Annotated in this window: 11 protein-coding genes; 3 read left to right on the top strand and 8 right to left on the bottom strand. The window is 62.5% G+C overall.

Features of this window, described 5'->3' with window-relative positions; genetic code table 11:
• Positions 1–40: 40 nt before the first annotated feature.
• The 8 genes from rseP to rpsB all read right to left on the bottom strand — a co-directional run bounded on the left by rseP (position 41) and on the right by rpsB (position 7,492).
• Entirely contained in the window at positions 41–1,393 is a 1,353-nt protein-coding gene (gene rseP, locus AC5PZ0_RS21760) for an RIP metalloprotease RseP (protein WP_252826947.1), read from the bottom strand.
• Positions 1,394–1,453: 60 nt separating this feature from the next.
• Positions 1,454–2,644, bottom strand: coding sequence for a 1-deoxy-D-xylulose-5-phosphate reductoisomerase (ispC, locus tag AC5PZ0_RS21755; RefSeq protein ID WP_027595797.1), 1,191 nt, complete (start codon positions 2,642–2,644; stop codon positions 1,454–1,456).
• Entirely contained in the window at positions 2,641–3,456 is an 816-nt protein-coding gene (locus AC5PZ0_RS21750; protein ID WP_027595796.1) for a phosphatidate cytidylyltransferase, read from the bottom strand. Before AC5PZ0_RS21750 ends, ispC begins: the two co-directional genes overlap by 4 nt.
• Positions 3,456–4,211, bottom strand: a complete 756-nt coding sequence (gene uppS / locus AC5PZ0_RS21745) for a polyprenyl diphosphate synthase (RefSeq protein ID WP_027595795.1) — start codon at positions 4,209–4,211, stop codon at positions 3,456–3,458. Before uppS ends, AC5PZ0_RS21750 begins: the two co-directional genes overlap by 1 nt.
• A gap of 15 nt (positions 4,212–4,226) precedes the next feature.
• Positions 4,227–4,784 (bottom strand): ribosome recycling factor, encoded by a 558-nt coding sequence (frr, locus tag AC5PZ0_RS21740; RefSeq protein ID WP_027595794.1) that lies wholly within the window; start codon positions 4,782–4,784, stop codon positions 4,227–4,229.
• Complete coding sequence (gene pyrH, locus AC5PZ0_RS21735) at positions 4,781–5,524, bottom strand: UMP kinase (protein ID WP_009686950.1); 744 nt, start codon at positions 5,522–5,524, stop codon at positions 4,781–4,783. Before pyrH ends, frr begins: the two co-directional genes overlap by 4 nt.
• A 180-nt stretch (positions 5,525–5,704) precedes the next feature.
• Positions 5,705–6,568 carry a translation elongation factor Ts gene (tsf, locus tag AC5PZ0_RS21730; protein ID WP_027595793.1) on the bottom strand — a complete coding sequence of 288 codons (864 nt, stop codon included), beginning with the start codon at positions 6,566–6,568 and terminating at the stop codon, positions 5,705–5,707.
• Positions 6,569–6,754: 186 nt separating this feature from the next.
• Positions 6,755–7,492, bottom strand: coding sequence for a 30S ribosomal protein S2 (gene rpsB / locus AC5PZ0_RS21725; RefSeq protein ID WP_027595792.1), 738 nt, complete (start codon positions 7,490–7,492; stop codon positions 6,755–6,757).
• A 346-nt stretch (positions 7,493–7,838) separates the two neighbouring features.
• On the opposite strand from rpsB, the gene map reads away from it, so the two are divergent.
• From map to dapC, 3 genes are read left to right on the top strand one after another with little or no spacing between them, the layout of a single operon-like run.
• Complete coding sequence (gene map / locus AC5PZ0_RS21720) at positions 7,839–8,621, top strand: type I methionyl aminopeptidase (protein WP_027595791.1); 783 nt, start codon at positions 7,839–7,841, stop codon at positions 8,619–8,621.
• A 37-nt stretch (positions 8,622–8,658) separates the two neighbouring features.
• Positions 8,659–11,361, top strand: coding sequence for a [protein-PII] uridylyltransferase (locus tag AC5PZ0_RS21715; protein ID WP_099428485.1), 2,703 nt, complete (start codon positions 8,659–8,661; stop codon positions 11,359–11,361).
• 30 nt (positions 11,362–11,391) lie between these two features.
• Entirely contained in the window at positions 11,392–12,588 is a 1,197-nt protein-coding gene (gene dapC / locus AC5PZ0_RS21710; protein ID WP_186675975.1) for a succinyldiaminopimelate transaminase, read from the top strand.
• The last annotated feature ends 109 nt before the right edge of the window (positions 12,589–12,697 follow it).

Raw genomic sequence — 12,697 nt, 5'->3', positions numbered from 1 at the left:
AACCCGCCGCGAAGTGGCGGCAGGTTCGCAATGCGAAGCTTTATAGTCGACCCAGATCGTTGATCAGGGCGAGCAACATCACCCCTACGACCAAACTGATACCGATCTGGACCCCCCAACCTTGCACCCGATCTGACAGCGGACGACCGCGCGCCCACTCGACCAGGTAAAACAGCAAATGCCCCCCATCCAGTACTGGAATGGGCAGCAGGTTAAGAACCCCCAGGCTTATGCTCAGGTAGGCCAGGAAATTCAGGAAATCCCCCACGCCGGACTGGGCTGAAGCGCCCGCCACTTTAGCAATGGTTATCGGTCCGCTCAAGTTTTTTACCGAGAGCTCTCCGAACAGCATTTTCTTCAGCGACTCGAGCGTCAGGACGCTCATGTTCCAGGTACGCGACAAGCCCTCACCTACCGCGTCCAGCGGGCCATAGCTGACTTCGCGGAGCATGTTGGCAGGCCATTCGCCACCTTTTACCCCCGCGCCCAGGTAACCGCCCGCGGCCTTGCCCTCACCCTTGCGGGCCAGGGTTACCGGTACATCCAGCGCAGCACCATCGCGTTCGACACGCACCACGACCTTGGCTTGCGGGTGGGCGCGCACGGTGTCGACCACCTGCTGCCAGTCGTTCACTGCCACGCCATCGAGGGCCAGCAGCTTGTCGCCTGTCTTCAAGCCGGCGGCAGCGGCCGGCCCTTTCGAATCGATTTCGGCCAGCACCGGCACGATCACCGGGCGCCATGGGCGCAAACCCAGGGACTGGATAGGGTCTGGCTCGTCGGCGCCTTTCAGCCAGTGGTCCAGCTTGATCTGCAAGTGCTGCTCGGCGCTGGCGCCTTCGTCGCGCACGCCTACCTGCAGGGTGCCGCTCTCGCCCAGACGGCGAACCAGTTGCAGGTTGACCGCAGACCAACCGCTGGTCGCCTTGCCATCGATGGATACAATTTCCTGACCTGCGGTCAGGCCTGCCGACGCTGCCAGGCTGCCCGCTTCGACTGCACCGATGACCGGGCGAATCTGCTGGGTGCCGAGCATGGCCAACAGCCAGAAGAACACGATGGCCAGCAAGAAGTTGGCAATCGGGCCGGCGGCGACGATGGCGATACGCTGACGCACGCTTTTTCGGTTGAACGATTGGTCGGCCAACGCAGGCGGCACATCGCCTTCACGCTCATCGAGCATCTTGACGTAGCCGCCCAGCGGAATCGCCGCCACCACGAATTCGGTGCCCTGGCGGTCATGCCAGCGCAACAACGGCGTACCGAAGCCCACCGAAAAACGCAGCACCTTGACGCCGCAGCGTCGGGCCACCCAGAAGTGGCCGAATTCGTGGAACGTGACCAGAACACCCAAGGCCACCAGGGTGCCGACAATCATGTAGAGCGCAGTCATATCTTTCTCCAGATGACGTTCAGCAGAACGACTTTTCGCACAAGCCCTGGCAGGCCTGCATCATCGACCGTGACGCCGCAACCACTCACGGGACAGCTCCCGGGCACGCTGGTCGGCGGCAAATACCGCGTCCAACGAGGCCAGTGGCACTACAGGCTCCTGATCGAGCACTTGTTCGATCATACCCGCGATCTCCGGGAAGCGGATACGCCGCTGGAGAAATGCCTCGACAGCCACTTCGTTGGCCGCATTGAGCACGGCAGGTGCACTGTTGCCGGCCTCGGCAGCCTGCCGCGCCAGGCGCAGGCACGGGAAGCGCTGTTCGTCGGGTGCCTGGAAATCCAGGCGTGCGATGGCAAACAGGTCCAGCGGTGCGACGCCAGAATCAATGCGCTCTGGCCAGGCCAGCGCATTGGCGATCGGCGTGCGCATGTCTGGGTTACCCAACTGGGCGAGCACCGAGCCGTCCACGTAATCCACCAGCGAGTGGATCACGCTCTGCGGGTGCACCACCACCTCGACCTTGGCGGGCGAGGCATCGAACAGCCAGCAGGCCTCGATCAACTCGAGCCCTTTGTTCATCATGCTGGCCGAATCCACGGAAATCTTGCGCCCCATGGACCAGTTAGGGTGCGCGCACGCCTGCTCCGGCGTGACATCGGCCAATGCGGCGGACGGTGTTTCGCGGAACGGGCCACCCGATGCCGTCAGCAGGATGCGGCGCACCCCCACCTGGCTCAGGCCGCGGGCATAGTCGCCGGGCAGGCACTGGAAGATTGCATTGTGCTCGCTGTCGATCGGCAGCAGCACGGCACCACTGCGCCGCACCGCCTCCATGAACAGCGCGCCAGACATCACCAGCGCCTCTTTATTGGCCAGCAACACTTTCTTGCCCGCCTCGACGGCAGCCAAGGTCGGTCGCAGCCCTGCCGCACCCACGATGGCGGCCATCACCGCATCCACCTCAGGCGCTGCGGCAACCTGGCAAAGCCCCGCCTCGCCTTCCAGCACCTGGGTAGCGCAGCCGACGGCCGCCAGGCCGTCGCGCAAGCGCGCAGCGCCTTCGGCATTCGGCACTACCGCGTACTCCGGGCGATGCCGAACGCACAACGCCAGCAGCTCGTCGATGCGCGAGTAACCGCTCAGGGCGAATACCGAATAACGCTCAGGGTGACGTGCAATCACATCCAGCGTGCTCAGGCCAATGGAGCCCGTGGCGCCCAGCACGGTAATGCGCTGCAACGTACTCACATCACACCCCATTCGGCAGCCCACAACAGCACGGCAAAGAGCGGGATGGCCGCCGTCAGGCTGTCGATGCGGTCAAGCACGCCACCATGGCCGGGCAGCAGGTTGCTGCTGTCCTTGATGCCCGAGCGGCGCTTGAACATGCTTTCGGTCAGGTCACCGATCACCGAGGCCATGACCACCAGTGCCGCGCCCATCAGGCCCAGCAGGATCTGGCCAACACCCCAGTCGCGACTGATACCGACCACCAGCGTAATGACCAAGCTGACAGCCAGGCCGCCATAGACGCCTTCCCAGCTTTTGCCAGGGCTGACCTGCGGCGCCAGCTTACGCTTGCCGAAAGCACGGCCGGAGAAGTAGGCACCGATGTCGGCGGCCCACACCAGCACCATGACCGACAGAATCAGCCAGTTGCCGAGCGGCCAGTGCTTGAGCAGCACCAGGCCTTGCCACGCCGGCAGCAACACCAGCAGGCCGATCAGCAAGCGGCAGGCCGCACTGGCCCATAGCTCGCTGCTGCGCGGATAGGTCAGCACCAGCCAGGTGGCCAGCCCCCACCAGATCACTGACGCACCCAGCACCCAGGGTGCCAGGTCGGGCATCAGGTGCAGCAGCATCAGCGCTCCGGCGACGACTGCGGCGTAGGCAATGCGCAGTGGCTGGGTCATCAACCCCGCCAGGCGCGCCCACTCCCAGGCGCCGAGGGTGACCACGAAGCCGATGAACAGGGCGAAATCCCCACCGTTGAGCAGGAAGAAGCCACCCAGCGCGACCGGCAGCAGGATCAGCGCGGTAATGATGCGTTGTTTAAGCATTAAGCACGAGCTCCAGCCTCGACCTGCTCGCTGGTCTTACCGAAGCGGCGCTGGCGCGAAGCGAAATCGGCCAGGGCATTGCGCATGGCCTCGTGTTTGAAGTCCGGCCAGTACAGGTCGGAGAAATACAGCTCGGCATAGGCCAGCTGCCACAGCAGGAAATTGCTGATGCGGCGTTCGCCCCCGGTGCGGATGCACAGGTCCGGCAACGGCAACTCACCGGTGGACAGGCACGTCTGCAGCAGACCCGGCGTGATATCGTCCGGACGCAGATGGCCCGCCTGTACTTCCCGCGCCAGGCGCTGGGCAGCCTGGGCGATATCCCACTGGCCACCGTAGTTGGCCGCGATCTGCAGGATGAAGCGGTTGTTGCCGGCGGTCAGTGCCTCGGCCTCACGCATGGCAGCCTGCAGCTCAGGGTGAAAGCGCGAGCGATCACCAATGATGCGCAAGCTGATGTTGTTCTCGTTGAGGCGACGCGCCTCACGGCGCAGGGCCGAGAAGAACAACTCCATCAGCGCACCGACCTCTTCGGCGGGGCGCTGCCAGTTTTCGCTGGAGAAGGCGAACAGGGTCAGTACCTCGACCCCCGATTCGGCGCAGACTTCGATGACCGCACGCACGGCATCGACGCCAGCCTTGTGCCCGGCAACGCCGGGCAGCAAGCGCTTCTTCGCCCAGCGGTTGTTGCCATCCATGATGATCGCGACGTGTCGCGGCACCGAGGACGGCGCCGCTGGCTTGGTCTTTTCCATTAAAAAACCTCGGCCTTAGACGGCCAACAGGTCCTTTTCCTTGGCCTTGAACGCAGCGTCGATTTCGGCGACGAACTTGTCGGTCAGCTTCTGGATCTCGTCAGCGGCGCGACGTTCTTCGTCTTCGCTGATTTCCTTGTCCTTGGTCAGCTTCTTCAGGTCGGCGAGTGCGTCACGGCGCACGTTACGCACGGCTACCTTGGCATCTTCGGCAACGCCGCTGGCCTGCTTGGTGTAACCCTTGCGGGTTTCCTCGGTCAGGGCCGGCATCGGGACGCGGATGGTGGTACCGGCGCTGGACGGGTTCAGGCCCAGGTCGGAGGTCAGGATGGCTTTTTCGATGGCAGCGCTGAGGTTCTTGTCGTGCGCAACGATCTTCAGGGTGCGCGCGTCCTCGACGGTAATCGCGGCCACCTGGTTCAGCGGCATTTCGCTACCCCAGGCAGTGACCCTGACGCTGTCCAGGATGCTTGGGTGGGCACGGCCGGTGCGGATGGCAGCCAGGTGGCGACCCAGCGCCTCGATGGACTTGCCCATGCGGTCCTGGGCATCTTTCTTGATAGCGTTGATCATTTTTGAACTTCCTCGATCAGGGTTCCTTCCGCGCCGCCATGCACGATGTTCAGCAGGGCGCCCGGCTTGTTCATGTTGAAGACGCGCAGCGGCATCTTGTGGTCGCGGCAAAGGCAAATTGCCGTCAGATCCATCACACCCAGCTTGCGATCCAGCACTTCATCGTAGGTCAGATGATCGAACTTCTCGGCATGCGGGTCCTTGAATGGATCTGCAGTGTATACACCATCGACCTTGGTTGCCTTCAATACCACGTCGGCATCGATTTCGATGGCGCGCAGGCAAGCGGCGGAGTCGGTGGTGAAGAACGGGTTGCCGGTACCGGCAGCGAAGATTACGACTTCTTTGGCGTTCAGGTGGCGCATGGCTTTGCGGCGATCATAGTGATCGGTCACGCCTACCATGGAAATCGCCGACATGACGATGGCGGTAATGTTTGCCCGCTCCAGCGCGTCGCGCATGGCCAGGGCATTCATGACGGTCGCCAGCATGCCCATGTGGTCACCGGTGACGCGGTCCATGCCGGCTGCACTGAGCGCCGCACCACGGAACAGGTTGCCACCGCCGATCACCAGACCGACTTGCACACCGATGCCGACCAGTTGACCGACTTCCAGCGCCATGCGATCCAGGACCTTGGGGTCGATCCCGAACTCTTCCGAGCCCATCAGGGCCTCGCCGCTAAGTTTGAGTAGAATGCGTTTATAGCGAGCCTGATGACCACTGCCCTGCTGAGCCATTGCGAATCTCTCCTGCGGCGTTTGTAAAAAAATTCTGGCGGGCTGCTTGAGCCTGCGTGTAACTCTAACGTGACGCAGCGACTGCGTCAGCGAACAGCGGTTTGGAAAACCGCTCCCGCTTTGACAAAGAGGCTGCGCGCGTGAGCGGGCAGCCTCTTTGGGGCGACAGACGTGTCTGTCTTACTGCTTGGCAGCAGCTACCTGAGCGGCAACTTCTTCAGCGAAGTTGTCGACTGGCTTCTCGATGCCTTCGCCGACCTTGAAGTAGGTGAAGGAAACGATTTCAGCACCGGCTTTCTTGGCCAGCTCGCCAACCTTGACTTCCGGGTTCATGACGAAGGCTTGCTCTTTCAGCGAAGCTTCAGCCTTGAACTTGGTGATACGGCCGTTGATCATGTTCTCAACGATGTTTTCCGGCTTGCCGGCGATCTTGTCGGCGTTCAGCTGCAGGAAGACATTCTTCTCGCGCTCGATGGCCTCGGCGGAGATTTCCGATGCATCCAGGAACTCCGGGTTCGAAGCAGCAACGTGCATGGCGATGTTCTTGGCCAGCTCGACGTCGCCGCCTTTCAGGACAACAACGGCACCGATCTTGTTGCCGTGCAGGTAAGCACCAACAACGTCACCCTCAACGCGCGCCAGGCGGCGGATGTTGACGTTTTCGCCGCACTTGGCGACCAGGGCTTCACGGGCTGCTTCGCGCGAGGCGATCAGCGGTGCAGCGTCGGTCAGCTTCTGGGCGAAGGCTTCTTCGAGGCTTTCGGCTACGAAGTTTTTGAAGTCGTCTTGCAGGGCCAGGAAGTCGGTCTGCGAGTTGACTTCCAGCAGAACGGCGGCTTTGCCGTCGGTCTTGACGGCGATAGCGCCTTCAGCAGCGACGTTGCCAGCCTTTTTGGCGGCCTTGATGGCGCCCGAGGCACGCATGTCGTCAATGGCTTTTTCGATGTCGCCGCCGGCCTTTTCCAGGGCCTTTTTGCAATCCATCATGCCTTCGCCGGTACGCTCGCGCAGTTCTTTGACCAGCGCTGCAGTAATTGCTGCCATTTCAAAATCCTCTTGGAAAGTTTTTCAACCATTCCACCCGCTCATCACGGGCGTTCAATTCTGCAAATCCGCTGTGTTTATCTCAGCAGGCCCATAGTGCGGGGCGGTTGCTGACAGCAGGATTTCAAGGTGGCAAAAAGGGGGCAAAGCCCCCTTTTTGCGTGCCAAGTAGACGCCAGGCGTCAATTACTCAGCAGCAGGTGCAGCCGCTTCTTCAGCGTAGACTTCGGTGCCGCCAGCAACGTTGTTGCGGCCGCGGATGATGGCGTCGGCCATCGAAGTCATGTACAGCTCGATAGCGCGAATGGCGTCATCGTTACCTGGGATGATGTAGTCAACACCTTCCGGGCTGCTGTTGGTATCGACAACGCCGATAACCGGGATGCCCAGCTTGTTGGCTTCGGTGATAGCAATGCGCTCGTGGTCAACGTCGATCACGAACAGGGCATCAGGCAGGCCGCCCATGTCCTTGATACCACCCAGGCTGCGGTCCAGCTTTTCCAGATCGCGCGAACGCATCAGGGCTTCTTTCTTGGTCAGCTTGGCAAAGGTGCCATCTTCGGCCTGAGTTTCCAGGTCGCGCAGACGCTTGATCGAAGCACGGATGGTTTTGTAGTTGGTCAGCATGCCGCCCAACCAGCGGTGGTCAACGTATGGCGAACCGGCACGAGCAGCTTGCTCGGCGACGATCTTGCCGGCGGAACGCTTGGTGCCAACGAACATGATCTTGTTCTTGCCCTGGGCCAGACGCTCTACGAAAGCCAGAGCTTCGTTGAACATTGGCAGGGTTTTTTCCAGGTTGATGATGTGGATCTTGTTACGCGCGCCGAAAATGTACTTGCCCATTTTCGGGTTCCAGTAACGGGTCTGGTGGCCGAAGTGCACACCGGCCTTCAGCATATCGCGCATGTTGACTTGGGACATGATAGTTCCTTGATAAGTCGGGTTGGGCCTCCACGCATCCCAATGACCAACCCACAGATTCTAGAATCCGGGGCACCCAGGTCATCGTGTCGACACGTGTGTGGGTTTAGGGCTTACGGGGTCGACCCCGAAAGCGGCGCATTTTATACCACAGACCGCGAGCGAACGGAACCCGAATACTGTCGCGTCCGTCAGCGGTTTTTGCAGCACCCAGGCTTTCAGGCCAAAATGCCCTCTATAGACAGCAGGATGGCCGGCTTTATCCCGACCGATTGCCGCCCTGCTCTGCTAGAATCCGGCCTTTCCCGTTTGTTCGCGCCGTGCACGGCGCCGTAGAGAGCCTGTAATGACCGTCACCATCAAGACCGCAGAAGACATCGAGAAGATGCGCATCGCCGGCCGCCTGGCCGCCGAGGTGCTGGAAATGATCGAAGAGCACGTCAAGCCCGGTGTCACCACCGAAGAACTGGACCGCCTGTGCCACGACTACATCGTCAACGTCCAGCAGGCCATCCCGGCGCCGCTCAACTACAAGGGTTACCCCAAGTCGATCTGCACCTCGATCAACCATGTGGTCTGCCACGGCATCCCCAACGACAAGCCGCTCAAGGACGGTGACACGCTCAACATCGATGTCACCGTGATCAAGGACGGCTACCACGGCGACACCAGCCGCATGTTCCACGTCGGCAACGTGCCGGTCTGGGCCGAGCGCCTATCCAAGGTCACCCAGGAATGCATGTACAAGGCCATCGAGCTGGTCAAGCCGGGCTGCCGCCTGGGCGACATCGGCGAAGTGATCCAGAAGCACGCTGAAAAGAACGGCTTCTCGGTGGTGCGCGAGTTCTGCGGCCACGGCATCGGCAAAGTGTTCCACGAAGAACCGCAGATCCTCCACTACGGCCGCGCCGGCACTGGCATGGAGCTCAAAGAAGGCATGACCTTTACCATCGAGCCGATGATCAACCAGGGCAAGGCCGACACCAAGGTCCTGGGCGACGGCTGGACCGCCATCACCAAGGACCGCAAGCTCTCGGCCCAGTGGGAGCACACCTTGGTGGTGACGGCGACCGGTTACGAGATCTTCACCCTGCGCAAGGACGATACCATCGCGCGCACCTCGGCCTGAGTCCGCGCCAGGCACCCCACGACAGGAACGCGACGCAATGCCCCAGGTGGATCCCGAGCTGTTCGACCGCGGCCAGTTCCAGGCGGAACTGGCCCTCAAGGCGAGCCCTATCGCCGCCTTCAAGAAAGCCATCCGCCAGGCGGGCGAGGTGCTCGACCGGCGTTTTCGCGAAGGCCGCGAAATCCGCCGTTTGATCGAGGACCGCGCCTGGCTCGTCGACAACATCCTGCAGCAGGCCTGGAACCAGTTCGACTGGGGCGACCATAGCGGCATCGCCCTGGTCGCGGTGGGCGGTTACGGGCGCGGTGAACTGCACCCGCATTCCGACATCGACCTGCTGATTTTGCTGGGTGCTGCCGAACACGAGCAGTACCGCGAGGCCATCGAGCGCTTCCTCACCCTGCTCTGGGACATCGGCCTGGAAGTGGGCCAGAGTGTGCGCACCGTCGACGAATGTGCCGAGCAGGCGCGTGCCGACCTGACGGTCATCACCAACATGATGGAAAGCCGCACCGTCGCCGGCCCCGAAGCCTTGCGCCAGCGCATGCTGGACGTCACCAGCACCGAGCACATGTGGCCGAGCAAGGAGTTCTTCCTGGCCAAGCGCGCCGAGCTCAAGGCCCGCCACCACAAGTACAACGACACCGAGTACAACCTTGAGCCCAACGTCAAGGGCTCACCTGGTGGCCTACGCGACATTCAGACCGTGTTGTGGGTGGCGCGCCGCCAATACGGCACGCTGAACCTGCACGCCCTGGCCGGCGAAGGTTTTTTGCTGGAAAGCGAGAACGAACTGCTGGCCTCCTCCCAGGACTTCCTGTGGAAGGTGCGCTATGCCCTGCACATGCTGGCCGGGCGCTCGGAAGACCGTTTGCTGTTCGATCACCAGCGCAGCATCGCCGCCCTGCTGGGCTACAGCGACGAGAACCCCAAGCGCGCGATCGAGCAGTTCATGCAGCAGTACTACCGGGTGGTGATGAGCATCAGCCAGTTGTGCGACCTGATCATCCAGCACTTCGAGGAAGTCATCCTCGCCGACGATGACAGTGGCACCACCCAACCTTTGAATGCGCGCTTCCGCCTGCATGACGGCTATATAGAAGCCGCCAAGCCGAACGTATTCAAACGCACGCCGTTCGCCATGCTGGAGATCTTCGTGCTGATGGCCCAGCACCCGGAGATCAAAGGGGTACGCGCCGATACCGTGCGCCTGCTGCGCGAGCACCGGCACCTGATCGACGAAACCTTCCGTCACGATATCCGCAACACCAGCCTGTTCATCGAGCTGTTCAAGTGCGAGATCGGCATCCACCGCAACCTGCGCCGGATGAACCGCTACGGCATCCTCGGCCGCTACCTGCCGGAATTCGGCCTGATCGTCGGGCAGATGCAGCATGACCTGTTCCACATCTATACGGTCGATGCGCACACGCTCAACCTGATCAAGCACCTGCGCAAACTGCAGTACACGCCGGTTTCCGAGAAATTCCCGCTGGCCAGCAAGCTCATGGGCCGCCTGCCCAAACCCGAGCTGATCTACCTGGCCGGGCTTTACCACGACATCGGCAAGGGCCGCCAGGGTGACCACTCGGAGCTGGGCGCGGTGGACGCACAGACGTTCTGCGAGCGCCACCAACTGCCAGCCTGGGACAGCCGCCTGATCGTCTGGCTGGTGCTGAACCACCTGGTGATGTCCACCACCGCACAGCGCAAAGACCTGTCCGACCCACAGGTGATCAACGACTTTGCCTTGCATGTGGGGGACGAGACCCGCCTGGATTACCTCTATGTGCTGACCGTGGCCGACATCAACGCCACCAACCCCAGCCTGTGGAATTCCTGGCGCGCCAGCCTGCTGCGCCAGCTGTACACCGAGACCAAGCGCGCCCTGCGCCGTGGCCTGGAAAACCCACTGGACCGCGAAGAGCAGATCCGCCAGACCCAAAGCGCCGCGTTGGACATCCTCGTGCGCGAGGGCGTCGACCCGGACGACGTCGAGCAACTCTGGTCGCAGTTGGGTGACGACTACTTCCTCAAGCACAACGCGGCCGATGTGGCCTGGCACACCGACGCCATCCTCCAGCAGCCGGCCGACGGCGGGCCGCTGGTGCTGATCAAGGAAACCACCCAGCGCGAGTTCGAGGGCGGTACGCAGATCTTCATCTATGCCCCCGACCAGCACGACTTCTTCGCCGTGACCGTGGCGGCCATGTCGCAGTTGAACCTGAACATCCATGACGCGCGCATCATCACCTCGAGCAGCCAGTTCACCCTCGACACCTATATCGTGCTCGACAATGACGGCGGCTCGATTGGCGACAACCCGCAGCGGGTCAAGCAGATTCGCGATGGCCTCACCGAAGCGCTGCGCAACCCCGAGGACTACCCGACGATCATTCAGCGCCGGGTGCCACGCCAGCTCAAGCACTTCAATTTCCCGCCGCAGGTGACCATCCTCAACGATGCCCAGCGGCCGGTGACCATCCTTGAGATCACCGCGCCCGACCGGCCGGGCCTGCTGGCCCGGATCGGCCGCATCTTCCTGGAGTTCGACCTGTCGTTGCAGAACGCCAAAATCGCCACCCTCGGCGAGCGCGTGGAAGACGTGTTCTTCATCACCGATGCCGACAACCAGCCGCTGTCCGACCCGCAGCTGTGCAGCCGCCTGCAGGAGGCTATCGTCCAGCAGCTGCAGGCTGGCCAGGCGAGCGACGCCAGCCCGACCCGCGTGACCTTTTAACGATTAGACGATTGACGAGACCTTGCGCCGATGAACCATGCCCTGACCCAGCTTCAGCCCTACCCGTTCGAGAAACTGCGCGCCCTGCTGGGCAGTGTGAAACCAGCGGCAGACAAGCGCGCCATCGCGCTGTCGATCGGTGAGCCGAAGCACACATCGCCGGCGTTCGTCGCCCAGGCCATGGCCGACAACCTCGACAAGCTGGCGGTGTACCCCAGCACCCTCGGCCTGCCAGGGCTGCGCCAGGCCATCGGCCAGTGGTGCGAGCGCCGTTTCGGCGTGCCAACCGGCTGGCTGGATGCCGACCGTCACATCCTGCCGGTCAACGGCACCCGTGAAGCGCTGTTCGCCTTCACCCAGGCCGTGGTCAACCGGGCCGATGATGGCCTGGTGGTCAGCCCTAATCCGTTCTACCAGATCTACGAAGGTGCGGCGCTGCTGGCAGGCGCCACCCCGCACTACCTGCCGTGCCTTGAAAACAACGGCTTCAACCCTGACTTCGACGCCGTGCCGGCAGATGTCTGGCAGCGTTGCCAAATCCTCTTCCTGTGCTCGCCAGGCAACCCTACCGGCGCACTGGTGCCGATGGACACCCTGAAGAAGCTGATTGCCCTGGCCGACGAGCATGATTTCGTGATCGCCGCCGACGAATGCTACAGCGAGCTGTACTTCGACGAAGACGCCCCACCACCGGGCCTGCTCAGCGCCTGCGCCGAACTGGGCCGCAGCGATTTCAAACGCTGCGTGGTGTTCCACAGCCTGTCCAAGCGTTCCAACCTGCCTGGCCTGCGTTCGGGCTTTGTCGCGGGCGATGCCGAGATCATCAAGCCATTTTTGCTGTACCGCACCTACCACGGCTGCGCCATGCCCGTGCAGACCCAGCTGGCCAGCATCGCTGCCTGGCAGGACGAGGCGCACGTGCGCGAAAACCGTGACCAGTACCGCGCCAAGTACGATGCCGTGCTGGATATCCTGCAGCCGGTGATGGATGTGCAACGCCCGGATGGCAGCTTCTACCTGTGGGCCAAGGTACCGGGCTGCGACGCCGCGTTCACCCGCGACCTGTTCGAAGCCCAGCATGTGACCGTGGTACCGGGGTCGTACCTGTCGCGTGACGTGGATGGCGTGAATCCTGGCGCTGGCCGGGTGCGCATGGCGCTGGTTGCGCCGCTGGCCGAGTGCATCGAGGCCGCCGAGCGGATTCGCGCGTTCCTGCAGAACCGCTGATTAGGCAGGGGGCGCTTTGCGCCCCATCGCAGCGGTTCGGCGCCCCGACAAGCCAGCTCCTACAGGTAACTGCGCAGGCTCAGACCTTGTGAGGACCCTGTGGCGGGCT

Source organism: Pseudomonas sp. 5.2 (assembly GCF_059025405.1).
This window is presented reverse-complemented; position numbering and strand designations above follow the sequence as displayed.

Coding starts and splice junctions, on each gene's coding strand:
- rseP (WP_252826947.1), bottom strand. CDS start 1,393: ATGACTGCGCTCTACATGATTGTCGGCACCCTGGTGGCCTTGGGTGTT.
- AC5PZ0_RS21750 (WP_027595796.1), bottom strand. CDS start 3,456: ATGCTTAAACAACGCATCATTACCGCGCTGATCCTGCTGCCGGTCGCG.
- uppS (WP_027595795.1), bottom strand. CDS start 4,211: ATGGAAAAGACCAAGCCAGCGGCGCCGTCCTCGGTGCCGCGACACGTC.
- frr (WP_027595794.1), bottom strand. CDS start 4,784: ATGATCAACGCTATCAAGAAAGATGCCCAGGACCGCATGGGCAAGTCC.
- pyrH (WP_009686950.1), bottom strand. CDS start 5,524: ATGGCTCAGCAGGGCAGTGGTCATCAGGCTCGCTATAAACGCATTCTA.
- tsf (WP_027595793.1), bottom strand. CDS start 6,568: ATGGCAGCAATTACTGCAGCGCTGGTCAAAGAACTGCGCGAGCGTACC.
- rpsB (WP_027595792.1), bottom strand. CDS start 7,492: ATGTCCCAAGTCAACATGCGCGATATGCTGAAGGCCGGTGTGCACTTC.
- map (WP_027595791.1), top strand. CDS start 7,839: ATGACCGTCACCATCAAGACCGCAGAAGACATCGAGAAGATGCGCATC.
- AC5PZ0_RS21715 (WP_099428485.1), top strand. CDS start 8,659: ATGCCCCAGGTGGATCCCGAGCTGTTCGACCGCGGCCAGTTCCAGGCG.
- dapC (WP_186675975.1), top strand. CDS start 11,392: ATGAACCATGCCCTGACCCAGCTTCAGCCCTACCCGTTCGAGAAACTG.